This is a genomic window from Saccharothrix sp. NPDC042600 (assembly GCF_040647305.1).
GTDB classification, from domain to species: domain Bacteria; phylum Actinomycetota; class Actinomycetes; order Mycobacteriales; family Pseudonocardiaceae; genus Actinosynnema; species Actinosynnema mutabilis.
The window spans coordinates 105906-129231 of the sequence record NZ_JBEZBW010000014.1 but is presented as its reverse complement, the minus strand read 5'-3'; the positions used below and the strand labels follow the sequence as shown (position 1 = coordinate 129231).

Annotated in this window: 29 protein-coding genes; 10 read left to right on the top strand and 19 right to left on the bottom strand. The window is 73.2% G+C overall.

Translation table 11 applies throughout. The features are described 5' to 3' along the window. The first annotated feature begins 180 nt into the window (after positions 1 to 180). A complete protein-coding gene (gene bcp / locus AB0A74_RS13120; RefSeq protein WP_358249011.1) occupies positions 181 to 654 on the top strand; it encodes a thioredoxin-dependent thiol peroxidase in 474 nt (157 codons plus the stop codon). Positions 655 to 886: 232 nt separating this feature from the next. Continuing rightward, positions 887 to 1213: a multidrug efflux SMR transporter gene (locus tag AB0A74_RS13115; protein ID WP_358249010.1), complete on the top strand. Its 327-nt coding sequence runs from the start codon at positions 887 to 889 to the stop codon at positions 1211 to 1213. A gap of 61 nt (positions 1214 to 1274) precedes the next feature. Here AB0A74_RS13115 and rdgB read toward each other — a convergent pair whose 3' ends face one another. Then, positions 1275 to 1883 (bottom strand): RdgB/HAM1 family non-canonical purine NTP pyrophosphatase, encoded by a 609-nt coding sequence (rdgB, locus tag AB0A74_RS13110; protein ID WP_358249009.1) that lies wholly within the window; start codon positions 1881 to 1883, stop codon positions 1275 to 1277. Continuing rightward, positions 1880 to 2644 (bottom strand): ribonuclease PH, encoded by a 765-nt coding sequence (rph, locus tag AB0A74_RS13105; protein ID WP_358249008.1) that lies wholly within the window; start codon positions 2642 to 2644, stop codon positions 1880 to 1882. The genes rdgB and rph overlap by 4 nt, the downstream gene beginning before the upstream one ends. 54 nt (positions 2645 to 2698) lie before the next feature. On the opposite strand from rph, the gene AB0A74_RS13100 reads away from it, so the two are divergent. After that, the gene (locus AB0A74_RS13100) at positions 2699 to 3214 is read left to right on the top strand and encodes a DUF2231 domain-containing protein (protein ID WP_358249007.1); all 516 of its coding nucleotides are present in this window, start codon (positions 2699 to 2701) and stop codon (positions 3212 to 3214) included. A gap of 25 nt (positions 3215 to 3239) precedes the next feature. Here AB0A74_RS13100 and AB0A74_RS13095 read toward each other — a convergent pair whose 3' ends face one another. The 5 genes from AB0A74_RS13095 to AB0A74_RS13075 form a co-directional block, all read right to left on the bottom strand. Beyond that, the gene (locus tag AB0A74_RS13095; RefSeq protein WP_343937821.1) at positions 3240 to 3635 is read right to left on the bottom strand and encodes an OsmC family protein; all 396 of its coding nucleotides are present in this window, start codon (positions 3633 to 3635) and stop codon (positions 3240 to 3242) included. Between the two features lie 10 nt (positions 3636 to 3645). Next, positions 3646 to 4149, bottom strand: coding sequence for a hemerythrin domain-containing protein (locus AB0A74_RS13090; RefSeq protein ID WP_358249006.1), 504 nt, complete (start codon positions 4147 to 4149; stop codon positions 3646 to 3648). A 177-nt stretch (positions 4150 to 4326) separates the two neighbouring features. Next, a complete protein-coding gene (locus AB0A74_RS13085; protein WP_358249005.1) occupies positions 4327 to 5133 on the bottom strand; it encodes an MBL fold metallo-hydrolase in 807 nt (268 codons plus the stop codon). Between the two features lie 17 nt (positions 5134 to 5150). Further along, positions 5151 to 5945, bottom strand: a complete 795-nt coding sequence (gene murI, locus AB0A74_RS13080; RefSeq protein WP_358249004.1) for a glutamate racemase — start codon at positions 5943 to 5945, stop codon at positions 5151 to 5153. Beyond that, positions 5942 to 6553 (bottom strand): rhomboid family intramembrane serine protease, encoded by a 612-nt coding sequence (locus AB0A74_RS13075; protein ID WP_358249003.1) that lies wholly within the window; start codon positions 6551 to 6553, stop codon positions 5942 to 5944. Before AB0A74_RS13075 ends, murI begins: the two co-directional genes overlap by 4 nt. Positions 6554 to 7117: 564 nt before the next feature. Between AB0A74_RS13075 and AB0A74_RS13070 the strand changes: the two genes are divergently transcribed. Beyond that, positions 7118 to 7963, top strand: a complete 846-nt coding sequence (locus AB0A74_RS13070) for an SMP-30/gluconolactonase/LRE family protein (RefSeq protein ID WP_358249002.1) — start codon at positions 7118 to 7120, stop codon at positions 7961 to 7963. Positions 7964 to 8008: 45 nt separating this feature from the next. On the opposite strand, the gene AB0A74_RS13065 is transcribed toward AB0A74_RS13070, so the two are convergent. The 8 genes from AB0A74_RS13065 to clpS all read right to left on the bottom strand — a co-directional run bounded on the left by AB0A74_RS13065 (position 8009) and on the right by clpS (position 12733). Further along, on the bottom strand, positions 8009 to 8773 hold the full coding sequence (locus tag AB0A74_RS13065) for an MBL fold metallo-hydrolase (RefSeq protein ID WP_358249001.1): 765 nt from the start codon (positions 8771 to 8773) through the stop codon (positions 8009 to 8011). 150 nt (positions 8774 to 8923) lie between these two features. Further along, the gene (locus AB0A74_RS13060) at positions 8924 to 9874 is read right to left on the bottom strand and encodes a cysteine synthase (protein WP_358249000.1); all 951 of its coding nucleotides are present in this window, start codon (positions 9872 to 9874) and stop codon (positions 8924 to 8926) included. Between the two features lie 5 nt (positions 9875 to 9879). Further along, positions 9880 to 10152: a MoaD/ThiS family protein gene (locus tag AB0A74_RS13055; RefSeq protein ID WP_343937841.1), complete on the bottom strand. Its 273-nt coding sequence runs from the start codon at positions 10150 to 10152 to the stop codon at positions 9880 to 9882. Between the two features lie 57 nt (positions 10153 to 10209). Continuing rightward, positions 10210 to 10665 (bottom strand): M67 family metallopeptidase, encoded by a 456-nt coding sequence (locus AB0A74_RS13050; protein ID WP_281276619.1) that lies wholly within the window; start codon positions 10663 to 10665, stop codon positions 10210 to 10212. Between the two features lie 51 nt (positions 10666 to 10716). After that, the gene (locus AB0A74_RS13045) at positions 10717 to 11232 is read right to left on the bottom strand and encodes a DUF2231 domain-containing protein (RefSeq protein WP_358248999.1); all 516 of its coding nucleotides are present in this window, start codon (positions 11230 to 11232) and stop codon (positions 10717 to 10719) included. A 15-nt stretch (positions 11233 to 11247) separates the two neighbouring features. Beyond that, complete coding sequence (locus AB0A74_RS13040) at positions 11248 to 11880, bottom strand: P1 family peptidase (protein ID WP_358248998.1); 633 nt, start codon at positions 11878 to 11880, stop codon at positions 11248 to 11250. After that, complete coding sequence (locus AB0A74_RS13035) at positions 11880 to 12437, bottom strand: DUF2017 domain-containing protein (protein ID WP_358248997.1); 558 nt, start codon at positions 12435 to 12437, stop codon at positions 11880 to 11882. The genes AB0A74_RS13040 and AB0A74_RS13035 overlap by 1 nt, the downstream gene beginning before the upstream one ends. Further along, the gene (gene clpS / locus AB0A74_RS13030; protein ID WP_121222535.1) at positions 12434 to 12733 is read right to left on the bottom strand and encodes an ATP-dependent Clp protease adapter ClpS; all 300 of its coding nucleotides are present in this window, start codon (positions 12731 to 12733) and stop codon (positions 12434 to 12436) included. Before clpS ends, AB0A74_RS13035 begins: the two co-directional genes overlap by 4 nt. Before the next feature lie 90 nt (positions 12734 to 12823). Between clpS and AB0A74_RS13025 the strand changes: the two genes are divergently transcribed. Then, positions 12824 to 14098, top strand: a complete 1275-nt coding sequence (locus AB0A74_RS13025; RefSeq protein ID WP_358248996.1) for a nicotinate phosphoribosyltransferase — start codon at positions 12824 to 12826, stop codon at positions 14096 to 14098. Positions 14099 to 14108: 10 nt separating this feature from the next. Continuing rightward, entirely contained in the window at positions 14109 to 14678 is a 570-nt protein-coding gene (locus AB0A74_RS13020) for an isochorismatase family protein (protein ID WP_358248995.1), read from the top strand. A gap of 111 nt (positions 14679 to 14789) precedes the next feature. On the opposite strand, the gene AB0A74_RS13015 is transcribed toward AB0A74_RS13020, so the two are convergent. The 4 genes from AB0A74_RS13015 to AB0A74_RS13000 all read right to left on the bottom strand — a co-directional run bounded on the left by AB0A74_RS13015 (position 14790) and on the right by AB0A74_RS13000 (position 18191). Beyond that, positions 14790 to 15446 (bottom strand): hypothetical protein, encoded by a 657-nt coding sequence (locus AB0A74_RS13015; protein ID WP_358248994.1) that lies wholly within the window; start codon positions 15444 to 15446, stop codon positions 14790 to 14792. 138 nt (positions 15447 to 15584) lie between these two features. Further along, on the bottom strand, positions 15585 to 16745 hold the full coding sequence (gene wecB, locus AB0A74_RS13010) for a UDP-N-acetylglucosamine 2-epimerase (non-hydrolyzing) (protein ID WP_358248993.1): 1161 nt from the start codon (positions 16743 to 16745) through the stop codon (positions 15585 to 15587). A gap of 498 nt (positions 16746 to 17243) precedes the next feature. Next, on the bottom strand, positions 17244 to 17417 hold the full coding sequence (locus tag AB0A74_RS13005; protein ID WP_358248992.1) for an LPXTG cell wall anchor domain-containing protein: 174 nt from the start codon (positions 17415 to 17417) through the stop codon (positions 17244 to 17246). A gap of 15 nt (positions 17418 to 17432) precedes the next feature. Continuing rightward, entirely contained in the window at positions 17433 to 18191 is a 759-nt protein-coding gene (locus tag AB0A74_RS13000) for a choice-of-anchor P family protein (RefSeq protein WP_358248991.1), read from the bottom strand. Between the two features lie 338 nt (positions 18192 to 18529). On the opposite strand from AB0A74_RS13000, the gene xrtP reads away from it, so the two are divergent. The 4 genes from xrtP (at position 18530) to AB0A74_RS12980 (ending at position 23290) form a co-directional block, all read left to right on the top strand. Next, entirely contained in the window at positions 18530 to 19048 is a 519-nt protein-coding gene (xrtP, locus tag AB0A74_RS12995) for an exosortase P (protein ID WP_358248990.1), read from the top strand. 44 nt (positions 19049 to 19092) lie between these two features. After that, on the top strand, positions 19093 to 20403 hold the full coding sequence (locus AB0A74_RS12990) for a glycosyltransferase family 2 protein (protein WP_358249014.1): 1311 nt from the start codon (positions 19093 to 19095) through the stop codon (positions 20401 to 20403). Between the two features lie 89 nt (positions 20404 to 20492). Further along, positions 20493 to 21065, top strand: coding sequence for a biotin transporter BioY (locus AB0A74_RS12985; RefSeq protein ID WP_358248989.1), 573 nt, complete (start codon positions 20493 to 20495; stop codon positions 21063 to 21065). A gap of 290 nt (positions 21066 to 21355) precedes the next feature. Beyond that, positions 21356 to 23290: an ATP-dependent DNA helicase gene (locus AB0A74_RS12980; RefSeq protein WP_358249013.1), complete on the top strand. Its 1935-nt coding sequence runs from the start codon at positions 21356 to 21358 to the stop codon at positions 23288 to 23290. Positions 23291 to 23326: the final 36 nt, after the last annotated feature.

The following is a 23326-nucleotide window of genomic DNA, read 5'->3' as shown; positions in this document are numbered from 1 at the left end:
GCGCGGTTGGGCTGCGCCCAGGCCGTACGGGGAACGAACCGAGGCCCTTCCTTGGCTTGGCAGCCCTTCAAAAGCGGCGCGCCTGCGGCGCGAAAGGAGTTCTGTGGTTTGGTCGCCCTCCGTGGGGCTTGGTGGCGGGTGTCGGGAGGGCTTGGCCGGGCGCACCTGTAGCGTTGGCGCATGACCGAGCAGAAGCGCCTGTCCGTTGGCGACCAGGCCCCGGCGTTCACCCTGCCCGACAGCGAGGGCAAGCCCGTCTCGCTCTCCGACTACCTCGGCCGGTCCGTGGTGGTCTACTTCTACCCCGCCGCCGGCACGCCCGGGTGCACCAAGCAGGCCTGCGACTTCCGGGACAGCATCGGGGAGCTCGCGTCCGCCGGGTACGACGTCGTCGGCATCTCACCCGACAAGCCGGAGAAGCTCGCCAAGTTCGCCGCGGCCGAAGGGGTCAACTTCCCCCTCCTCTCCGACACCGAGCGCAAGGTGCTCGCCGAGTGGGGCGCGTTCGGGGAGAAGCAGAACTACGGCAAGACGGTCATGGGTGTGATCCGCTCGACCTTCCTGATCGACCCCGAGGGCAAGGTCGCCAAGGCGATGTACAACGTGCGCGCCACCGGCCACGTCGCCAAGCTGCTGCGCGAGCTGCCCGCCTGACCAGGCCGTACCCGCCGCCGGAACGCCGCGCGGCGGGTACACTGGGAGTCGAGGACAGGCCACGAGGGCCGCTCAGACCTCTGTAAGGGTGATAACCGTGTGTCGCGCGACGACACCCGACGCCCCCCGTTCCAAGTTCGTCATCCGGGTCCACTTCCCCACTCGCGGCGGTTGACGCGGGCGTTGCGCCGACGCCTCCCACAACCGAACACAACCGCTCGGGACACCCGACATGTTGAAGTGGATCCTGCTCACCCTCGCCATCGGCTTCGAGGTCTTCGCCACGCTGTGCCTGAAGGCCTCCGACGGCTTCACCAAGACCCTCCCCACCGTCGGTCTGATCACCGGCTACGCCGCCGCGTTCTACCTGGAGTCCCAGGTGATCCGGCTCGGGCTGCCGGTCGCGATCACCTACGCGGTGTGGGCGGGCGGCGGCATCGCGCTCGTGGCCGTCATGGGCCGCGTGCTGTTCGCCGACCCCATCTCGCCCGCCGTGCTCGTGGGCATGGCGCTGATTGCCGCGGGGGTGGGTGTCGTGTCGATCGCCGCGACGACGTGAGGCGATGCTGGAGCACCTGCGAACGTAGCGGCGTGCCGCGCGAACCGTTCCGGCGTGGAGATCAGCCGCCGGCGTTGAGCTTGCGCAGCTCGGGCAGCAGCAGGCGCAGGGCGCGGCCCCGGTGGGAGAGCTTGTCCTTCTCCTCCGGGGTCAGCTCGGCCGACGTGACGTCGCGGCCCTCGGGCCGGAAGATCGGGTCGTAGCCGAAGCCGTTGGCGCCGCGCGGTTCCCGGGTGATCTCGCCGCGCCACTCGCCGCGCACCACGACTTCCAGCCCGTCCGGACCGACCAGGGCCGCCGTGCACACGAACGCCGCGCCGCGCCGCTCGTCGGGCACGTCGCGCAGTTGGCCCAGCACCAGTTCCAGGTTGGCCAGGTCGTCGCCGTGCCGGCCCGACCAGCGGGCCGACAGCACGCCGGGCATGCCGTTGAGGGCGTCGATCGCGATGCCCGAGTCGTCGGCGACCGACGGCAGGCCGGTGGCGTTGAAGGCGTCCCGCGCCTTGAGCAGGGCGTTGCCCTCGAACGTCGGCTCGGTCTCCGGCGCCTCCGGGAACTCCGGCACGTCGGACAGGCCCAGCACCTCGATGCCCTCCAGGCCCTCGAAGGCGAGGATGCGGCGCAGTTCGCCCAGCTTCTTGGCGTTGCGGGAGGCGAGCAGGAGCTTCACTTCTTCTTGCCCTTCGGCTCGGGCAGCACACCGGGGTAGGGCTGGGCCAGCGCCTCGGACTGCAGCCGGTTCAGCTCCGCGCAGCCCTGCAACGCCAGGTCCAGCATCTTGTCCAGAGTGGACCGGGCGAAGGTCGCGCCCTCGCCGGTGCCCTGGACCTCGATCAGCGTGCCCGCGTCGGTGGCGACGACGTTCATGTCCACCTCCGCCCGCGAGTCCTCCTCGTAGGGCAGGTCCAGCCGGACCCGGCCGTCCACGACGCCCACCGACACCGCCGACACCGCGCACGACAGCGGCTGCGGGTCGGCCAGGCGGCCGGCGGCCCCCAGCCAGGTGACGGCGTCGGCCAGGGCCACGTACGCGCCGGTGATGGCGGCGGTCCGGGTGCCGCCGTCGGCCTGGATGACGTCGCAGTCGATGACGATGGTGTTCTCGCCCAGCGCCGCCAGGTCGATGCACGCCCGCAGGGACCGGCCGATCAGCCGGGAGATCTCGTGGGTGCGACCGCCGATGCGGCCCTTCACCGACTCGCGGTCGCTGCGGCTGTGGGTCGCGGACGGGAGCATGGCGTACTCGGCCGTCACCCAGCCGAGGCCCGATCCCGACCTCCACCGGGGGACGCCCTCGGTCACGCTCGCCGCGCACAGCACCCGCGTGTTGCCGAACTCGATCAGGACCGAACCCGCGGGCCACTGCTGGTAGCCCCGCGTGATCCGGATGTCGCGCAGCACGTCGTCGTTCCTGCCATCGGTCCTCAGCACGGCACTACCCTAAGGCGCTGAACCCGGGAACGTCCCACTGGCGTAGGGAGAGGCATGGCACTCGCAGACGACCTGGTGACGATCTTCGGTCTGCCGGCGCACCCGCTGCTGGTCCACGCGGTCGTGGTGCTCCTGCCGCTGGCGGCGGTGGCCGCCGCGGCCCTGGCGGTGGTGCCCCGGTGGCGGCAGCGCTACGCGTGGCCGCTGCTGGGTGTCACGGTGCTCGGCGTGGGCGCGGTCCTGCCCGCGCAGAAGACCGGCGAGCAGCTGGAGGCGCGGCTGGCGGGGCTGGAGAACCCGCTGATCCAGCGGCACGCCGAGCTGGGCAACGACCTGCTGCCGTTCGCGCTCGGGTTCTTCGTGGTGGTCGTGGCGCTGCTGGTGGCGGGCCGGCTGGCGGACCGCGAGCGGACGGCCGCCGCGGACGACACGAACGTGCCGAGGACGTGGCGGCGGATCTCGGTGGTGGTGGCCGTGCTGGTCGTCGCGGCCGGCGCGGCGGCGACGGTGCAGACGGTCCGCATCGGGCACAGCGGTTCGACGGCGGTGTGGACCGGCGTGGGCCAGTAGCCGCTCGCCGTCCGGGTCGGGCCGATCAGGGCGTGTGCAACGGGGTCGGCGGGGCTTTCTTCAGCGTCCGGGTGACCGTGCAGAGCTGGTCGATCGCCCGCCGCACGGCGGCTTCCAGCGCGGCGCGCTGCTCTTCGTCCAACCGCGACACGTCGTAGTCCAGCGTCACCGGCACGGCGTCCAGCTCGTGCGCGCCCGCCGGCCGCACGTCGTCCGCCCGCGCGGTCAGCTCGCCGTCGACCCGGCGGGTCACCAGGGTCTCGGCGGTCACGATCGCGCAGCCCGCCGCCGCCGCGAGCAGCAGCTCGACGGGCGTGAACGCGCCCTCCGCGCCCGCCCGGCCGACGCGCACGGACGCGCCCCGGTCGTTCGTGGCCACGAAATCGTGCTGTCCGACCCGGCGCACCTCGACGTTCGACACGCCACCGACGTTAGTCGATGCGGTCGGCGGTGGCCCTTGCGATCTTGCGCACGTGCTCGATGTCGCCGCAGTCGTCGTCCAGCTGTTCCTGCCGGGCGGCGTGGAAGGCCTTGGCCAGCTCGGCGCGGCGCTCGGCGGGCACCTGCTCGCGGGCGTCGTTGAGGATGGTGCGCTCCTCCTCGTCGACGTGGTGGTTGAGCGCCTCGACCAGCTCCTCCAGCTTGTCCTCCCACTCCTCCGACGCGGTGTCGGCGACCTCCATCAGCGCCAGCAGCGCCTGGTGCCCCTCGGCGTGCTCCTCCGCGCCGTGGTCGACCTCGTCGCCGTCCACCTCCTTGTACCGCTTCAACGCCGGGTACACCTCGGCCTCCTCGGCCTCGGCGTGGGCGACGAGCAGCGCGGCCAGCTCGCCCAGCAGGGCGGGGCGGTCCGAGGAGCGGTCGCGCAGCTCGCGGAACAACTCCTCGAACCTGCGGTGGTCGTTCAGGATCAGCTCGACGACATCAAGTGCCATGGCCGCCTAATACCCGCACGACCGGCTCGTCAACCTCGTACTCCGGCCCAACGGCTCCGCGAGGCCGCGTCGGCTTGTCGCGCCGCCTTTCCCGACGATCACGCTCTTCGATCGGCGGGAAACGCGGCGCGACAAGCCGACTCCCGGGCGGCCGAGCCGCGCGCCGGAGGCGCGCCATCAGAAGCAGTCGCCTAATACCCGCACGACCGGCTCGTCAACCTCGTACTTCCCGCCCTGCCGCACGACTTCGACCGGTCCGGTGAACTCGTTCTTCGCCTCGGCCAACACGGCGTCCGGGTCGGTCCACGGCGCGATGTGGGTCAGCAGGAGTCGGCCCACGCCGGCGTCGGCGGCGAGCCGGCCGGCGTCGGTGCCGGACATGTGCACACCCGGCGGGCGGTCGTCGGCGTGGGTCCAGGTCGCTTCGGACAGCAGCACGTCCGCGCCCTCCGCCAGGGAGCGCAGGGCGGCGCACGGGCCGGAGTCGCCGGTGAACGCCAGGACCGCGCCGGCCGTGGCGATGCGGAAGCCGTAGCACTCGCCGGGGTGGTCGACGCGGGCCGCGGTGATGGTGAACGGGCCGACGGTCGTCGGGTTCGGGCCCAGGGCGTGGAAGTCGAAGACGTCGGTGAGGTCGGCGGTGCGGAGTTCTTCGTCGCTCTCGGCGTAGGCGCGGGCGAAGCGGCGCGGCGCGTCCGACGGGGCGTGCACCGGCAGCCTGCGCGCGGACGTGTCGTGCGGCGGGTGGGTGTGGTAGCGGCGCATGACGGCGAGCGTGGTGAAGTCCGCGCAGTGGTCCGGGTGCAGGTGCGAGAACAGCAGTGCGTCGAGGGAGAACGGGTCGCAGTGCACCTGGAGCGCCGCCAGCACTCCGTTGCCCAGGTCGAGCGCCAGCCGGTAGCCGTCCGCCTCGACGAGGTAGCCGGATGCGGGGCCCTGCGGCCCCGGCAGGCTGCCCGAGCAGCCGAGGATGGTCAACAGCACCGTTGGAGAGTGCCAGGTCATTCGTGGGGGTGGAAGGTGGCGTTTTCCAGGCCGGGCAGGAATCGGTGGGCCAGCCGCGTGAACTTGTCCACCGGGCCGGTGCTGGCGAAGCGCAGGTCGGGCGGCCCGCTGCGGAACAGGTCGCGTTCGTTGAGCACGCGGACCACGTCCTTCACCGTCTCCTCGGCGCTGGAGACCAGGCTCACGCCGTCGCCCATGACGATCTGGACCACGCCGGTGAGCAGCGGGTAGTGGGTGCAGCCGAGGACCACGGTGTCCACCTCCGCGCGTTGCAGGGGCTCCAGGTAGGCCTGGGCGAGGCCGAGGACCTGGCGGCCGGAGGTGGTGCCCTGTTCCACGAAGTCCACGAACCTCGGGCACGCCACGGCGGTGACCTCGACGTCCCGGGCCGCGGCGAACGCGTCCTGGTAGGCGCCGGAGGCGATGGTGCCCTGCGTGCCGATCACGCCGACCCGGCCGGTGCGGGTGGTGGCGACGGCCCGCCGCACGGCTGGCAGCACCACCTCCACGACCGGGATGTCGTAGCGCTCGCGGGCGTCGCGCAGGCACGCCGACGACGCGGTGTTGCAGGCGATGACGAGCAGCTTGGCGCCGTCCTCCACGATCCGGTCGGCCACCTCCAGGGCGTGCTTGCGCACCTGGGCGATGGGCAGCGGGCCGTACGGGCCGTTGGCGGTGTCGCCGACGTACCGGATGCTCTCCTGCGGCAACTGGTCCATGATCGCCCGTGCGACGGTCAGCCCGCCCACGCCGGAGTCGAAGATCCCGATGGGCGCGTCGGCGGCGCTCACGCGACCCCCGCCCGCTTCGCGTCGCGCGCCACGCCCCAGGCCGCGAGGACCCCGCCGAGCGCGCCGAACAGGTGCCCCTCCCAGGAGATGCCCGGCTGGCCCGGCAGCACGCCCCACAGCACCGCGCCGTAGGCGGCGAACACCGCCACCGCCACCACGATCTGCCACGGCGAGCGCACGAACAGCCCGCGCACCAGCAGGAACACCAGGAACCCGAACACCAGCCCGGACGCGCCGATGTGGCTGCCGGCCGCGCCGACGACCCAGGTGCCCAGGCCCGCGGTCAGCCAGATGACGACGGTGATCTGGGCGAACTGCTTGATGCCGCCGGAGGTGGCGAGGAAGCCCAGGATGAGCAGCGGCACGGCGTTGCCGGTCAGGTGCTCCCAGCCGCCGTGCAGCATCGGCGCCCAGATGATGTTGTCCCACTCGGTGAAGTCGCGCGGGATCACGCCGTCGTCGTCCAGCGCGCCGAACAGCACGGTGTCGATCGCCTCGACCACGAACAGCAGCCCGACGAACCCCGCCACGACGACCGCGGACAGCAGCGGTCGGGGCGGGATCACGCGCTGGGCGGGCGACTTCTGCGCCACAGGGGCCGGGTGCACGCTTCCAGGCTACGTGCGTTCGGCGTGGTCCGGGACGCCGGTTCAGCCACCCACCTCGACCATCACCGCCCACTCGCCGCGCTGCCTCGACCGGCTGCTCCGGCGCGGGCGGCATCGGGTACTCGGCGATGGGGGACGCGCCGGGCGACGGCCAGCCGCAGCCCGGTCCCCGCCTCCGTCCTCGGAGAGCCGCAGCACCAGCACGGCCCGCCGGCGGCGCGGCGAGGTGCCGCGCAGGCGCCACAGCCAGTCGTGCTCGTCCACCGCGTTCTGCGGGGCCGGTCGGTTCGGGCAGCACGTCGGCGGGTTCCTCGGCGTGCCCGGCGTCGCGGGTCAACAGGTACGCGGTGCCCAGCAGGGCGCGGCGAGGCGCCCGCCAGAAACCCCTCGGGTGCTTCCACTCGGTCCCCCTCCGCGCGACCGCCTGGCCGGTACTACCGGTCGGGGGCGCGGACGGTTGCCGTCGCCGGCGCGCGGCCATCCGGGTGGATTCGGCGGCTCGACGGTGTAGCAAGTCACACCGATCCGGTCGGGCGGGGCCGTCGCGGAGCCTAGGCTGTCCCGGTGTCGATCGACGTTGCGGTGCGGGCGGAAGCCGAACTGGGGGAAGGTCCCACGTGGGACCACGGCAGCGGCACCCTCCTGTGGGTCGATGTCCTGCGCAGCGAGGTGCACCGCTACTCCCCCGCGCGCGACCAGGACGCGGTCCTCGACGTCCCCCAGCACGTGGGCGCGGCCAAGCCGCGGACGCGTGGCGGCCTGGTGCTGAACCTGCGCGACGGCATCGCCCTTCTGGACCCGGACGGCGCCAAGACGTGGCTGGTCTACTGGGCCCGCGACGGCTACCGCGGCAACGACGCGGCGGTGGACCCGGCGGGCCGGCTGTGGGCCGGGACCATGCGCTACGACGAGGACCCCGGCGGCTGGCTGGTGCGCGTCGAGCCGTCGGGCGACGCGAAGGTCGTGGTGGACGGCGTGCGCGTCAGCAACGGCATCGGCTGGAGCCCGGACGCCACCGCCATGTACTACGTGGACTCGGCGACCCGCCGGATCGACGTCCTGGACTACGACCGGGACTCCGGCGCCGCGACCAACCGCCGGACCGTGGTCGAGGTGGACCGCGGCCTGCCCGACGGGCTGTGCGTGGACGCGTCGGGCGCGATCTGGGTGGCGCTGTGGGGCGGGGCGGCGGTGCGCCGGTACACGCCGGACGGCCGCCTGGACACCGAGATCGAGCTGCCGGTGGGTCAGCCGACGGCGTGCGCGTTCGGCGGCCCGGACCTGACCGACCTGTACGTGACCACGGCCCGGACGGGCCTGTCCGGCGAGGCGCTGACCGAGCTGGCCGGGTCGGTGCTGGTGATCGGCGGGGCCGGCGAGGGCCAGATGTCGCACTCCTTCGCCGGCTAGAACCGGTACCGGGTCGGAACGCGTGCCGGTTGCAGGGCGTACTGGTCAGAGCGCGTACACGGCGCCGGGTTCGGCCAACGTCACCGGGCCGGTGAACGACTCGGCGGCGTCCTCCAGCACGCCGTCGCGGTCCGACCACGGCAGCACGTGCGTGAGCACCAGCCGCCCGACCCCGGCCTCCTCGGCCACCGCGCCGGCCTCGTGGCCGCTCATGTGCAGGTAGTTCGCCCGCCCGGCCTGCTCGCGCCACGCGGCGTCGGCCAGCAGCAGGTCCGCGCCGCGCGCCAGCTCGACCAGTTCGGGGCACGGCACGGTGTCGCCGGTGAACACGAGCGACTTGCCCCCGACCGCGATCCGGAACGCGTACGCCTCGCAGATGTGGCGCATCGCCGCCACGTCGATGGACACCCCGCCCACGTCGAACCGGCCGGCTTTCAACGGCACGAAGTCGTAGGTGTCGGACAGCCCCAGCGTCGCCAACTCCTCCTCCGACGCGGCGTGCGCGTTGGCCAGCCGCCCGGGGGCGTGCGAGGGGGCGAAGACCGGCAGCCGGCCGAAGGTCTTCGGCGGGGCCGGGTGGTGGCGCAGGTAGGTGGTCAGGGCGCTGAAGTCCGCGCAGTGGTCCAGGTGCAGGTGCGACAGCAGCACGGCGTCCAACCGGAAGGGGTCGCAGTACCGCTGCAACGTCCCGAAAACCCCGCCGCCCAACTCCACGGCGATCCGCACCCCGCCGGCCTCGACCAGGTACCCGGACGTGGGCAGATCGGGTCCGGGAGCACTGCCCGCGCAGCCGAGGACGGTCAACCGCATGATCGGCACGATAGCAGTCCGCGCGGGCGGCGAATTTGCGGAAAACGGGTGGACCAATAGCGGTTCACGCATTTCATCCGAGGGCCGGAAATGCACTCCGGCATCCCGAACGCGACGCGGTGGGGAGCCCGGGGACCCCCCACCGCGACGTCAGGCCCAGAGGTGGCCGTCGAGGCGTTCCGCCGCCTCGTCCAGCGTGCCCGCGTAGGCGCCGGTGGACAGGTACTTCCACCCCGCGTCCGCCACGACGAAGGCCACGTCGGCCTGCTCGCCGCGCTGCGCGGCCTTCTCCGCCACGGCCAGCGCCGCGTGCAGGATGGCGCCGGTGGAGATGCCCGCGAAGATGCCCTCGACCTCCAGCAGCTGCCGGGTGCGGCGCAGGGCGTCGTAGGAGCCGACGGAGTAGCGGCCGGTCAGGACCTCGGCGTCGTACAGCTCGGGCACGAAGCCCTCGTCGAGGTTGCGCAGGCCGTACACCAGCTCGCCGTAGCGGGGCTCGGCGGCGACGACCTGCACGTCCGGCTTCTGCTCGCGCAGGTACCGGCCCACGCCGACCAGGGTGCCGGTGGTGCCCAGGCCCGCCACGAAGTGCGTGATCGTGGGCAGGTCCTTGAGGATCTCCGGGCCGGTGCTCTCGTAGTGCGCGCCGGGGTTGGACGGGTTGCCGTACTGGTAGAGCATCACCCAGTCGGGGTGCTCGGCGGCGAGTTCCTTCGCCCGCGCGACGGCCTGGTTCGAGCCGCCCGCCGCCGGTGAGAACACGATCCGCGCGCCGTAGGCCTGGAGCAACTGCTTGCGCTCGGCGGAGGTGTTCTCCGGCATCACGCAGACCAGCCCGTAGCCCTTGAGCTTCGCGACCATCGCCAGCGCGATGCCGGTGTTGCCGGACGTCGGTTCCAGGATCGTGCAGCCGGGGTGCAGGCGGCCTTCCCGCTCGGCCTCCTCGACCATCATCAGGACCGGGCGGTCCTTGATCGAGCCGGTCGGGTTGCGGTCCTCCAGCTTCGCCCACAGCCGCACGTCCTTGGCCGGCGACAGCCGGGGCAGCCCCACCAGGGGCGTGCCGCCGACCGCGTCGAGCAGCGACTCGTACCGGGCCACCGGGATCAGCCCCCGGCGACGGCCGGGAGGATCGTGACGGTGTCGCCGTCCTTCACCGCCGCCTCAAGGCCGCCCGCGAAGCGGACGTCCTCGTCGTTGACGTACACGTTGACGAACCGGTGCAGCGTGCCTTCCTTGACCAGGCGCGCCTTCAAGCCACCGTGGTTGTTCTCCAGGTCGTCGATGACCTGCGCGAGCGTGGTGCCCGACGCCTCGACGGACTTCTGGCCGCCGGTGTGCGTGCGCAGGATCGTGGGGATGGAGACGGTGACAGCCATGCTGGGACCTCCGGGAGAGGGGCCGGGATTTTTACGGGGTCGAGCGGGGACGCGCGCTCAGGGACAGTCGGGCGTGTCGTCCGCGCCCGTGTGCGCGAACATGTACGACTCGACGACCTCGACCGGTTCTTCGGTGACGACGCCGTCAACGATCCGGTAGGAGCGCAGCTCGTGCGTCTCCGGGTCCCTGGTGGAGATGAGGACGTAGTGCGCCTGCGGCTCGCTCGCGTACGAGACGTCGGTCCGCGACGGGTAGGCCTCGGTCGCGGTGTGCGAGTGGTAGACGACGATCGTCTCTTCGTCGTTGGCGCTCATCTCGCGGTGGACGCGGAGCTGCTCCATCGAGTCGAACCGGTAGAAGGTCGGGGAGCGCTCGGCGTTGTCCATGGGGATGAACCGCTCGGGGCGGTCGGAGCCCTCGGGGCCCGCGATGATCCCGCACGCCTCGTCGGGGTGGTCACGACGGGCGTGCGCCACCATCGCGTCGACGAGGTCACGGCGGATCACCAGCACACCCCCATCCTACGTGGTGGCGGAAGGTGTCCCGCTGTGTGAGAACCGGCACTACACCGGTTCGCGCTCCACGCCCGCCGCCTGCGCGTAGGCCAGGTGGCCGCCGACCAGGCCGCCGGCGGTGAGCACGCCCATCCCGAGGCCCGAGACGACCCGCCCGACGACGCCGAACCCGTGCCCGCGCAGCCGGAACGAGGTCAGGTAGAGCAGGTTGGCCGCCGCGTTGGCCGCGAGGTGCACGAACGCCGTGCGCCGCTGCCGCTCGTCGAGCGTGGCGTACTCGGCCAGGCCGGTCGCGATGGCCACCGGCGCGGTCGCCAGCCCGATCCCGATCAGCGCCCGCGCCGCCTTGCCCTCGCCGGGCAGGAGGTCCAGCACGTTGGAGGCGGCGAACATCCCCAGCGGCAGCAGCACGGCCGCCGGGTGCGCGGGGTGCCCCATCGGCTCGCCGCGCAGCGGCCTGGAGCTGCGGATCCCCGAAGGGATGGCCTCGGCCACCGCCCCGGCCACCCGGTCGAGCGCCTTGTTGTCCTCAACCCACCGCAAAACCCGCTTGACCCGGTTCATACCGGACCGGGTACCTCAGGGGACCGCCCGGAACACGTCGTTCGCCGCTTCGGTGCACAGCGCGTCCAGCGGCGCCCCGGTGGCGACGCCGGTGGCCAGCGCGAACACCGTGGACGGCGCCCGCACCCCGGCCCGGACCAGCCCGTCGTGCGCCGACATCGCGACCCGCCGGCACCCGGCCTTGTCCAGGTCGGCGTCCACCACGACGACCGCCGCCGCGGTCCCGCCCACGAAGACCACCGCGGGCGGCGCCGCGACCTCGACGGCGGCCTCGCACGCCGCGTGCCCGACGTCCTCGCCGGGACCGCCGACCGCCGCCGCGCACACGATGGGCACCACGCCGCCGTCCACGGGGAACCCGTGCCCGCGCTCGGCCAGCCACCGCACCACGCCGTTCGGGGTGGCCGGGGCTTCCGAGAGGACGACCGCGTGCACCCGCTGGACCAGCGCGGACGGGTCGAGCAGGTCCAGTTCGCGGGTCCCGACGGGCGCGCCCCGCGCGTCCACGCCCGCGACGACCCCGCCGGAGGCCAGCACGACCGCCGCCCCCGCCACCCGCCCGAACAGCAACACCGCCGCCCCGCCGGCCGGCACCGCCGCCTCGCCCGCCGGCACGACCGCCCCGCCGGCGGCCCGTTCGGTCGGCATCAGTCCATGACCGCCTCGACCAGCGTCTCCTGCACCCACGTCAACCAGTGGTAGACGCCCAGGTGCGGGGAGCGCGGGTCGTCGGGCGGGAGTTCGTCGGGCATGTCCTCCTGGACGTCCAGGGCCGTGCCCAGCGCCAGGCGGACGTCGTTGAGCGCCGCCAGCCAGGCCTCGGCCTGCGCGGTCACCAGGCGCACCTCGCCGCCGTCGGCCGGGCACGTGTCCAGCACGACCGCCGCCGCCGCCGTCTTGGCGTCCAGCAGGTCCGGCTCGTGCAGGGAGCGCAGGGCGTTCGCGGAGTCCACTTCGGCCGGATCGGGCGCGTCGGGGTCCAGGCGGTGGAAGTCGGGCAGCAGCCGGCCCAGGATCGGGTCGTCCGGCGGTGTCGAGGGTCCGGTCCGGATCCCCGTCAACTGCGCCAGCTCGTCCTGCGGCGCCTCTTCCGCGCGGGCCAGGAGCATGTCCTGGATCTGGCTCACCAGTCCGCGCACCACGGCGGCTTCCTGCCGGTCGAACCGGCCGACCACCGCGTCGCCGGCCCTCGTCCACTTCTTCACGACGAACGCTGCATCGTCGCCCAGAGGCCGGCCGCGTGCAGTTTCGCCACGTCCGCCTCCACCTTGTCCTTCGAACCGGATGACACGATCGCCTTGCCCTTGTGGTGCACGTCCAGCATCAACTTCGTCGCGTGGTCCCGGCTGTACCCGAACAGCTTCTGGAACACGTACGTCACGTAGGACATCAGGTTCACCGGGTCGTTCCAGACCAGCGTCTGCCAGGGACGGTCCTCCGTGCGGACGTCCACCGGCGACGGGTCAACCTGCGTCCGCTCATGCTCGACGGGCGTGGTCATACCGCCAATGGTGTCATGTTCCGGTCCGTGGCGGAGCCCATAGGCCCACCTGCCGCCCTCACGCGGCGCCCGAGCCTAGGCTTCTGGCTCATGTCGACGTCGCTGTTCACGGACCACTACGAGTTGACGATGCTCGCCGCTGCCCTGCGCGACGGCACCGCCGACCGGCCGTGCGTCTTCGAGGTCTTCGCCCGCCGGTTGCCGGAGGGCAGGCGGTACGGGGTGGTCGCGGGCACCGGGCGCCTGCTGGACGCGATCGAGGGGTTCCGCTTCGGCGAGGCCGAGCTGGAGCTGTTGGAGCGCACGGACGTGGTCGACCGGGCGACGCTGGACTGGCTCGCGGACTACCGGTTCACCGGGGACGTGGACGGGTACCCGGAGGGCGAGCTGTACTTCCCGGGTTCGCCGATCCTGTCCGTGCGGGCCCCGTTCGGCGTGGGCGTGGTGCTGGAGACGCTGGCCCTGTCGATCCTCAACCACGACAGCGCGATCGCCTCCGCCGCCGCCCGCATGGTGGGCGCGGCGAACGGCCGCCGCATGATCGAGATGGGGTCGCGCCGGACGCACGAGGACGCGGCCGTCGCGTCCGCGCGCGCCGCGTACCTGGCGGGGTTCACGGCGACGTCGAACCTGGAGGCGGCGCGGCGGCACGGCATCCCGACCGCCGGGACGTGCGCGCACGCGTTCACCCTGCTGCACGACAGCGAGGAGGCGGCGTTCCGCAGCCAGGTCGAGGCGCTGGGCGCGGGCACGACGCTGCTGGTGGACACCTACGACATCACCAACGGCATCAAGACCGCGGTGGAGATCGCGGGGCCGGCCCTGGGCGCGATCCGGATCGACTCGGGCGACCTGGGCGTGCTGGCCCGGCAGGCGCGCGACCAGCTCGACTCGCTGGGCGCGCGCAACACGCGCATCGTCGTGTCCGGCGACCTGGACGAGTACTCGATCGCCGCGCTGCGCGCCGAGCCCGTGGACGCGTACGGCGTGGGCACGTCCGTGGTCACCGGGTCGGGCGCGCCGACCGCGGGGATGGTCTACAAGCTGGTGGAGGTCGACGGCCGGCCGGTGGCGAAGCGGTCGTCGCACAAGGAGTCCCGCGGCGGGCGCAAGAACGCGCTGCGGCGGCACAAGGAGACCGGGACCGCGTTGGAAGAGGTGGTGTTCCCGGCCGCGGAGGTGCCCGAGCTGGGACCGCACGACCGGGTGCTGCCCGTGCCGCTGGTCCGCGGTGGACAGCGGGTGGCCGGGCTCGACACGCTGGCGGAGAGCCGGGAGCGGTTGCGCGCCGCCCTGGTGAGCGTGCCGTGGGAGGGCCTCAAGCTGTCCCGCGGCGAACCCGCCATCCCGACCACGTTCCTGTAGGGAGTTGCAGATGGCCAAGGCACTGATCGTGGTGGACGTCCAGAACGACTTCTGCGAGGGCGGGTCGCTGCCGGTCGCGGGCGGCGCGGCGGTGGCGGCGGCCATCTCGGCGCACCTGGCGGCGGGCGGGTACGACCACGTGGTGGCGACCCGGGACTACCACATCGACCCCGGCGCGCACTTCAGCGCGACGCCGGACTTCGTGGACTCGTGGCCGGTGCACTGCGTGGCCGGGACGCCCGGCGCGTCGTTCCACCCGGAGCTGGACGTGGCCCCGGTGTCGGCGGTGTTCTCGAAGGGCGCGCACGCGGCGGCGTACTCGGGCTTCGAGGGCGCGACCGGCGGCGGCGAGGGGCTGGCCGAGTGGCTGCGGGCGCGCGGGGTGACGGACGTGGACGTGGTGGGCATCGCGACCGACCACTGCGTGCGGGCGACGGCCCTGGACGCGGCGGCGGCCGGTTTCACGACGACGGTCCTGCTGGACCTGACCGCGGGCGTGGCGTCGGCGACCGTGGGCACGGCGCTGTCCCAGCTCCGCGAGGCCGGCGTGGCGCTGGCGGGAACGCCCCACGTGGCATAGCCCCGCCGTTGTCGTACCCCACTGGTTGACTGTGGATCCGGGGGTGCTCCGTTCGAGAGCACCCCCGCACCGCAGTGCCCGCGGCCCGACGCGGCTCACCCCGACGTGGTCTCACGGGGTCGGGGCGCAGGCCGTTTCGCCGAGCTTGACCGTGCCGCTGGCGCCCGATTCCGGGGTGAAGCGGATGTGCGCCAGGGTCAGGGTGATGCTGCCGTCGTTCGGCTGGGGCGTGACCACCTCGCTGAACGTGACCCGCGCGAGCACCGTGCCGTTGGCGTTCTTCACCTCGTGCACGTGGTTGTTCGGGATCTGCTCGGGCAGCCCCGCGAACCCGCCGAGCCCGCCCATCGACCAGCCCGCCGTGGTGCCTGCGTCGGTCGCGTCGCAGGTGACCTTCCACTTGCCGATCTTGAGCCGGGGGCCGCCCGCGGACATCAGCGCGGACAGCTCGAAGCCGGTGCCGTTGGCCTCGGACCTCGTGGTGGTGGTGTTCGTGTCCGGGTCCACCACCGTGGTGGTGCACGCCGAGTCCGACGCGCCGAACCGGATGCCCGACGCGCTCACCGCCGGCGACGACGCGGTCGTGGGCCCTTCGACCGCGCAGCGCGCTTGGGGCGGCACGACGACGTGTCGGCCGTCCTTGGTGAAGTCGGCCGAGCCGGCGGACGCGACGCCCGCCGGTGCGGCGGCGAGCGCGGGTGTGCCGGTGGCTCCGATCGCGAGCGCCGCGGCCACCGCCCCGAGCCGGCGCGCGAGGGTGTGTGTCATGGGTTGCCCTTCTTCGTGACGCTTTTCCCCACTAATCGACCACGGGCACTCGCGCGCCAACCGCTTTCCACCGCACATCACCCGTGAGTGGAAACGGGAATACACGATCGAGTGGCCCATAACGCAGCGCAATAAGCATCAGGACGGAATGCGCATGGGCAAAGCCGTGGAAAACGCCGCCGGCAGCCCGACCAGCCTTTCCAACGCCGCCCGCACCCGGCGGGCCGCCGCGCCGTCGCCGAACGGGTTGCGGCCCGGCGGCAGCCGCAGCCGCGAGCCGAGCACCCAGCCGGCCTCGGCGAGGATGCGCGTGACGTCGGTGCCGACCAGCCAGGCGCACCCGGCGTCCACGGCCGGCATCCGCTCGGTGCTCGACCGCAGGACCAGCACCGGCACGCCGAACGTCGGCGCTTCCTCCTGCAGGCCACCGGAATCGGTCAGCACCAGGGACGAGCGCCGCAACGCCCGCACCAGGTCGGGGTAGTCCAGCGGTTCGCACACGACGATCCGCTCGTGGTCGCCGAGCACCCGGCGCGCCGCCGTGCGGACGGTCGGGTTGGGGTGGACGGGCAGCAGCACCCGCACGTCGGGGTGCCGGTCGGCCAGGGCGCGCACGGCGTGCAGGACCCGTTCCAGGGGTGCGCCCCACGACTCGCGGCGGTGGACCGTGACGAGGACGAGGCGTCCGCCGGAGGTGTCGAGCCGGCGTTCGAGGTCCACCAGGACGGGGTCGCGCGCGGGCAGGTCGGCGGCGGCCACCAGGCGCACGGCGTCCACCACGGTGTTGCCGGTGACGACGATGTCCGAGGCGGGCAACGCCTCCCCCACCAGGGCCGACGCGGCGTCGTCGGTGGGCGCGAGGTGGAGGGCGGCGATCCGGGCGATCATCTGCCGCGTGCCCTCCTCGGGGAAGGGGCCGCCGAGGTCGCCGGTGCGGAGCCCGGCTTCCAGGTGTGCCACGGCGATGCCGCGGTAGAAGGCGGCCAACGCGCCGGCCAGCGCGGTGGTCGTGTCGCCCTGCACGACGACGACGGCGGGGTCCCGGACGCGCAGGACTTCGTCGAACGCGGGGACCAGGCGGGACAGCAGCTCGGCCTGGCTGCCGGTGACGCGGGGCACTTCGAGCACGACGTCGGCCTTGAGGTCGAACGCGCCGAGGGCCTGCTCCACCATGCCGGAGTGCTGTCCACTGTGGACGATGGTCGGCCGCAGGACGGGGTGGTCGGCCAACGCGAGGGCAACCGGCGCGATCTTCACCGCTTCGGGCCGGGTACCCGCGAGCAGCAGGACTTCCTTCACCAGACTCCTTAGTTCGCAGGGGGCCTCCGCACCGACTCGGGGTGGGGTGGGAGGCATCGGTTCGGACCACAGAGGACGGTCGGTTCGGAATCACCCGATCGGGGACATGCAGGATCTGCGACCAAGTCCCGACTCGCGCGTCCCGTAGAGAGGGAGGAACGCGGGCCCACGGCGGGTGTGCGGTAGGGGCGGACGGGTCGGGGCCGCGGCCGGGCGGCGCGGGGCTGCGGCGGGCATCGTCTCGGGCTCGCGCTGAACGGGTTGGCGGTGGCTCGGCGGGCATCGGTCGGGCACGCGGTGAACGGGTTGGCGGGGGCTCGGCGGGCGGGCGCGGCCGGCTGGGTGCGGCGAGTGGGCGCGGCGAGTGGGCGCGGCGAGTGGGCGCGGCGGACAGGGCGGGCGTGGGGCGCGGCGGCTGCGCGTGGGGCGCGGCGGACGAGGCGGGCGTGGGGCGCGGCGCCCGGGAGTGTGGGGGTGCACTGCCGGGCGCCGCTCGCATCAGGTGTTCTCGGGCGTGGCTCGGTCGCGGCGGCGGGTGGCGTGGGTCAGGAGCACGCCTGCCAGCAGCAGCACCACGCCCGCGACCACCCACCACGTCACGCTCGCGCCGGTCGCCGCCAGGGATCCCACGCCCGTCCCCACGGCGACCCCGGTTCCGGGGACCTTGTACATCGCGACCGACCTCCCTCAGGCCGTCGCCCGGCGGCGGAACAGCGCCACCGTCCCGGCCGGCACCGCGACCAGGCCCAGCAACCCCAGGCCCAGCCACAGGCCCGCGCCCGACGCCATCGGGATCGGCAGGCCGGCCGGGCCGCACCGCGCCGACGACAGCACCAGGTCGCCGGACCCCAGCGCGCCCAGCACGCCGCCGATCAGCGTCAGGTGCACGGCGTTGACCGTCAGGCTGCCGTCCTTGTGCCGGACCTGCTCGTTGAACACCAGTTTCGCGATGTCCACGCCGACCAGGTCCACGTCCACCACCGTGTTGGGCGCGGGCTCCGCGTCCACCGTGCCGAGCTCGCCCAGCTCCAGGCCGACCAGCTTCGTCGCGCCGGTCACGCCCTTCTGGGTCGCGTCGCACTTCGCCTCGACGGCCTTCGCGGTGATCGCGCCCGTCACCGCCGCCAGGAGGTCCAGGCGCACGTCGGCGGTCACCGCTCGGGAGTGGACGCCGCCGGTCTTGTCGTCACGGGTCGCCGACGCGTCGAGCACGCCGGTCTTCAGCACGCCCGGCACGTCGACCGCGGCGAACGTGCCCGTCGTCGGGCCGTTCGCGTCCGCAGCGGCGAACGGTCCCGCCGACACCGCGTTCCCGCCCAGCAGCGACAGTTCCAGCTTCGCGGCGTAGGCGGACGCGTCGCCGGGGGCGGCGGACGCGGGCGTGGCGCCGGCCAGCAGGGCGGCCAAGGCGGCCAGACCCGCCAAGCCCGTCATTCGCACACGCATGGAGCTCCTCTCTCGGGACGTTCTCGGGCTCGCGACTCGACGTCCCCGCCGCGGAACCGGACGAGCAGGGGCAGGCGGGGGGCGTCGGGCACCTCGGGGAGTGCACGGTGCGAGCAATTGCCCCTATCGGCGTTCCACCCGTCGGATTAAGGGTTGCTGACCGTAAAGGGGGACGGCGTCCACTCGAACCGCCCAACTGCGGCCACACAGAGTCGATCAACCGCCCGAAAGTCCCTCGCGTTCTCACCCGATCCGGGAGTGAGGACGGGAAAAGAAGCCGCCGATGACCTTCGGGTAGCCCGATCGGGCGGTCCCCGGACGGATGAAAGGACTCTCCCGTGGCGTATGCCGTGCCCCGGACCGGACACCTCAACCGGGTGGTGGTCGTCGCACTGGTGGTGGCCGCCGCCGGGCTGGTGCTGCTGCACCGCGCCTACCGGACGGCCGAGATCGCGTTGTCCGGACTGGCGCTCAGCGTCCTGAGCGGCGACGGGGTCGCGGTGGTCGCGGAGCGCCAGACCGTCTACTTCGGACTCGGCTCGGACACGCCGCTGGGCCTGCGCATGACGCCGGAGTGCACGTCCGCGTTCCTCGTCCTGCCGTTGTTGCTGGTCGGCGCGGTGATGATCGCGCTGCGCCCGCGCATCACGCGCAGGGTCCTCACCGCGCTCGCCGTCGCCACCGCCGCCGTGGTCGTCGTCAACCAGCTGCGCGTGCTCACGCTGGTCGGCCTGGTCGACGCGCTGGGCGTGGACACCGGCTACTACTGGGGCCACACCCTGCTCGGCTCGATGGTGAGCGTGTTCGGCGGCGCGGCGGCGCTGGTGGCGTTCGTCTGGCTGGCCACGCGCAAGTGAGCCTCGACGTCGTCCTGGGGTTCACCCAGGCCCTCGCCCTGACGATGAGCGTCGCGTTCCTGACCTACGTGTTCCTCATCGTGGTGCCGTACCTGCGGCACAAGCCCGCCCCGACCGGCCCGCCCGACCGGTTCGAGTGGCACTTCCTGGTGCCGTGCCGGGACGAGGAGGCGGTCATCGGCGACACCGTCCGCTACCTGCGCGCGACGTTCCCCATCGCGCACGTCTGGGTCATCGACGACGACTCGGACGACGCGACCGTCGGCGTGGTGCGCGGCTTCCGGGGTGACAAGCACGTCCACCTGGTGCGCCGGTACCGGCCCAACGCCCGCACCGGCAAGGGCGACGCGCTCAACGACGCCTACCGCACGCTCAAGCTGTGGATGGGCCGGCACGCCGACGCCGACCGCGCGGTGGTGGTCGTGGTCGACGCCGACGGCCGGCCCGCGCCCGACTGCCTGGACGTGTGCGCGGCGGACCACCTGTTCGGCGACCCGACGATCGGCGCGGTGCAGGTGGACGTGCGGATGGTCAACACCGGGGTGCGGCAGGCCGGTGTGTCGCGGTGGCGGTCGGTGTTCGGGGCGCTGCTGGTGCGCATGCAGGACCTGGAGTTCCGCACGGCGATCGCGGCGATCCAGCTCTCCCGCGGGGTCACCGGCACGATCTCCATGGGCGGCAACGGCCAGTTCACCCGCCTGTCCGCGCTGGACGCCATCGCCGGGCCGGGCGGTCAGCCGTGGCGCGGGTCGCTGCTGGAGGACTTCGAGCTGGGCGTGCACCTGCTGACGGCGGGGTGGCGGACCGGGTTCTCCATGGACACCCACGTGCACCAGGAGGGTCTCTACAGCCTGCGGCGGTTCCTGGCGCAGCGGACGCGGTGGGGCCAGGGGACCATGCAGTGCATGCGGTACGTGCGCCGGATTTGGGCGTCGCCGCACCTGACCACGCTGGGCGCGGCGGAGATGATGTACTACCTGGCCCAACCGTGGCTGCAGCTGCTCGGGACCCTGATCTACCCGGTCCCGCTGGTGCTGCTGGGGCACCGGGCGGTGACCTCGCCGGGCGAGGTGTGGCAGTGGCTCGCGGAGGGGGCGTGGGTCCTGTTCGCGGTGTACGGGTCGTTCGGCCTGCTGCCGTTCGTGCTGTGGGGCCCGGTCTACCGGGCGCGGTGCGAGCCGGGGCTGGGCAGGGGACGCGCGTTGCTGTACGGCTTCGGGTACGCGCTCTACATCTACACCTTCTACATCACGTCGTGGCGCGCCTTGATCCGCCTGGTCCGCGGCCGCAACGGCTGGACCAAGACCCGGCGCAACACCGAACGGCCGATCGGCAAGGTGGCACTGGACACGTGAGATCGGCGACTTTGTGGAGCTTCGACAAAGACCGAACATGTGATCGGCGGTTAACCTCCGCAGACGACGTCGATCCACGGGAGGTCACTGTGTCCGTCCTCGCTGTTCCCGCCCGCCGCGTGCTGGCCGACCTCGTGCCGGGGTCGGTGGCCCGGGACATCGCCCTGGTCGTGGCCGGGGCCGGGTTGACCGGGTTGGCCGCGCAGCTGGCCGTGCCGGTGCCGGGCAGCCCGGTGCCGATCACCGGGCAGACGTTCGCCGCGCTGCTGGTCGGGGCCGCGCTCGGGTGGCAGCGCGGTGGCGCCGCGATGGTGCTGTACCTGATCGCCGGCGTCGCCGGGGTGCCGTGGTTCCAGGGCGCGTCGTCGGGGATGCCCGCCTCGCTCGGCTACGTCGTGGGCTTCGTGTTCGCCGGCGTGCTGGTCGGCCACCTCGCCGCGCGCGGCGGGGACCGGACGGTCCTGCGCACGGTCGGCACGATGGCCCTGGGCAACCTGGTGATCTACGCGTTCGGCGTGCCGTGGCTGATGGCCGCCGCCAACATCGGGTTCGGCAAGGCGCTGGCCCTGGGCGTGACGCCGTTCCTCATCGGCGACGCCGTCAAGATCGCCCTCGCCGCGGGCCTGCTGCCGGCCGCGTGGGCGCTGGTGAAGCGCAAGTAGGCGAACCGTCGCCTTACTGGACCAGTCGGCGCCGGGCCTGGTCGACGGGCGGCCCGGCCCGCGGGGCGCGACGGGCACCGCGGGCCCGACGGGCGGCCCGGCCCGTGGGGGCGCGACGGGCACCGCGGGGCCGTGGTGGAACCGGGCAGGCGAGTGCCGGCCGAGTTCTGACGGTGCCGCCGGGTACCGTCTTCGCCGTGCCGTCCACCACCGCGATCCCCGACACCAGAACGCTGCTCGCCGTCGCCGTGGAGGCGGTGGGCGGAGCCGAGCGCGAGGGCCAGCTCGCGATGGCCGAGGCGGTGGAGCGCGCGATCCGCACCGGCGAGCACCTGGCCGTGCAGGCGGGCACCGGCACCGGCAAGTCGCTGGCCTACCTGGTGCCCGCGATCCGGCACGCGGTGGCCGAGGAGTCCACGGTCGTCATCTCCACCGCGACCATCGCGCTGCAGCGCCAGCTCGTGGACCGCGACCTGCCGCGCCTGGGCCAGGCGCTGCGCAAGGAGCTGGGCCGCGAACCCCGGTTCGCGATCCTCAAGGGCCGCCGCAACTACCTGTGCATGCACCGCGTCCACACCGGCGCGCCGGACGAGCCGGAGGACGCGGGCCTGTTCGACCCGTTCGCCGTGTCCCGGCTGGGCCGCGAGGTGAAGCGGCTGCACGAGTGGTCCTCCGACACCGAGACCGGCGACCGCGACGAGCTGGTGCCCGGCGTGAGCGACCAGGCGTGGAAGCAGGTGTCGGTCACCGCCCGCGAGTGCCTGGGCGCGGCGAAGTGCCCCGTCGGCCAGGACTGCTTCGCCGAACGGGCCCGCGCCGAGGCCGGCAAGGCCGACGTGGTGGTCACCAACCACGCGATGCTCGCCATCGACGCCCTGGAGGGCTACCAGGTCCTGCCCGACCACGACGTGGTCGTGATCGACGAGGCCCACGACCTGGTGGACCGCGTCACGTCGGTGGCCACCGAGGAGCTGAGCGCGTCCCTGGTCGCGACCGCGGCCCGGCGCTGCGGGCGGCTGATCGACCAGTCCGTGGCCGACCGGATGGCCGAGGCCAGTGACGGCCTGGGCATGATCCTGGAGGACGCCCCGGTCGGCCGCCTCGACTCGCTCCCCCAGGCCCTGGCCGGCGCGCTGCGCGCCACCCGGGACGCCGCCCGCGCGTGCATCACGTCGCTGGGCCCGGACCGCAAGGAGGACGTCGAGGGCGCCACCGCGCGCAAGCTCGCGCTGTCCCTGCTGGACGAGGTGCACGACAGCGCGGCCCGCATCCTGGAGGCGTTCGACGACGACCACGACGTGGTGTGGGTGTCGGGCGACTCGGGCCTGAACCGCACGCCGTCGCTGCGCGTCGCCCCGCTGGGGGTCGGCGGGCTGCTGCGGGAACGGCTGTTCGGCAAGCGCACGACCATCCTCACGTCGGCGACGCTGACCCTGGGCGGCACGTTCGACACGCTGGCCCGCCAGTGGGGCCTGCCCACGTCGTCCGCCGCCCGCAAGGCCGAGGGCACGGCCACGGACAAGGAGCCGCCGTCGGACCTCGGGCAGCCGCGCTGGCAGGGCCTGGACGTGGGCTCGCCGTTCGAGCACGGGAGCAGCGGCATCCTGTACGTGGCCAGGCACCTGCCCCCGCCCGGCCGCGACGGCCTGCCGCCGTCCTACGTGGACGAGCTGGAGGGCCTGGTCAACGCGGCCGGCGGGCGCACGCTGGGCCTGTTCTCCTCGATGCGGGCCGCCAAGGCCGCCACGGAGGCGCTGCGCGGGAAGCTGGAGCACCCGGTGCTGTGCCAGGGCGACGACTCGACCGGGCAACTGGTCAAGCGGTTCGCCGAGGACCCGCGGACGTGCCTGTTCGGGACGCTGTCGCTGTGGCAGGGCGTGGACGTGCCCGGTCCGGCGTTGCAACTGGTCGTCATGGACCGCATCCCGTTCCCCCGGCCCGACGACCCGCTGGCGTCGGCGCGGCAGAAGGCCGTGGAGTCGCGCGGCGGCAACGGGTTCCTGACGGTCGCGGCCACGCACGCCGCGTTGCTGCTGGCGCAGGGCGCGGGCCGGTTGCTGCGTTCCATGAACGACAAGGGCGTGGTGGCGATCCTGGACCCGAGGCTCGCCACGGCCCGCTACGGCGGCTTCCTGCGGGCGTCGCTGCCGCCGTTCTGGACCACCTACGACCCCGAGGTCGTGCGGGCGGCGCTCAAGCGGCTGGACGCGGCCCAGGGCTCGTGAACCGGACTTGACCAGCGGATTCAACAAAGTCTCGAC

Excerpts from the sequence above, each read along its gene's own strand:
- AB0A74_RS12980 (WP_358249013.1), top strand. The coding sequence starts at position 21,356 with ATGGCCGAGGCGGTGGAGCGCGCGATCCGCACCGGCGAGCACCTGGCC.
- bcp (WP_358249011.1), top strand. The coding sequence starts at position 181 with ATGACCGAGCAGAAGCGCCTGTCCGTTGGCGACCAGGCCCCGGCGTTC.
- AB0A74_RS13100 (WP_358249007.1), top strand. The coding sequence starts at position 2,699 with ATGGCACTCGCAGACGACCTGGTGACGATCTTCGGTCTGCCGGCGCAC.
- AB0A74_RS13090 (WP_358249006.1), bottom strand. The coding sequence starts at position 4,149 with ATGGCACTTGATGTCGTCGAGCTGATCCTGAACGACCACCGCAGGTTC.
- AB0A74_RS13045 (WP_358248999.1), bottom strand. The coding sequence starts at position 11,232 with ATGAACCGGGTCAAGCGGGTTTTGCGGTGGGTTGAGGACAACAAGGCG.
- AB0A74_RS13040 (WP_358248998.1), bottom strand. The coding sequence starts at position 11,880 with ATGCCGACCGAACGGGCCGCCGGCGGGGCGGTCGTGCCGGCGGGCGAG.
- AB0A74_RS13000 (WP_358248991.1), bottom strand. The coding sequence starts at position 18,191 with ATGCGTGTGCGAATGACGGGCTTGGCGGGTCTGGCCGCCTTGGCCGCC.
- AB0A74_RS13025 (WP_358248996.1), top strand. The coding sequence starts at position 12,824 with ATGTCGACGTCGCTGTTCACGGACCACTACGAGTTGACGATGCTCGCC.
- AB0A74_RS12990 (WP_358249014.1), top strand. The coding sequence starts at position 19,093 with ATGAGCGTCGCGTTCCTGACCTACGTGTTCCTCATCGTGGTGCCGTAC.
- AB0A74_RS13005 (WP_358248992.1), bottom strand. The coding sequence starts at position 17,417 with ATGTACAAGGTCCCCGGAACCGGGGTCGCCGTGGGGACGGGCGTGGGA.
- AB0A74_RS13055 (WP_343937841.1), bottom strand. The coding sequence starts at position 10,152 with ATGGCTGTCACCGTCTCCATCCCCACGATCCTGCGCACGCACACCGGC.
- AB0A74_RS13115 (WP_358249010.1), top strand. The coding sequence starts at position 887 with ATGTTGAAGTGGATCCTGCTCACCCTCGCCATCGGCTTCGAGGTCTTC.
- AB0A74_RS13020 (WP_358248995.1), top strand. The coding sequence starts at position 14,109 with ATGGCCAAGGCACTGATCGTGGTGGACGTCCAGAACGACTTCTGCGAG.
- AB0A74_RS13015 (WP_358248994.1), bottom strand. The coding sequence starts at position 15,446 with ATGACACACACCCTCGCGCGCCGGCTCGGGGCGGTGGCCGCGGCGCTC.
- AB0A74_RS13065 (WP_358249001.1), bottom strand. The coding sequence starts at position 8,773 with ATGCGGTTGACCGTCCTCGGCTGCGCGGGCAGTGCTCCCGGACCCGAT.
- clpS (WP_121222535.1), bottom strand. The coding sequence starts at position 12,733 with ATGACCACGCCCGTCGAGCATGAGCGGACGCAGGTTGACCCGTCGCCG.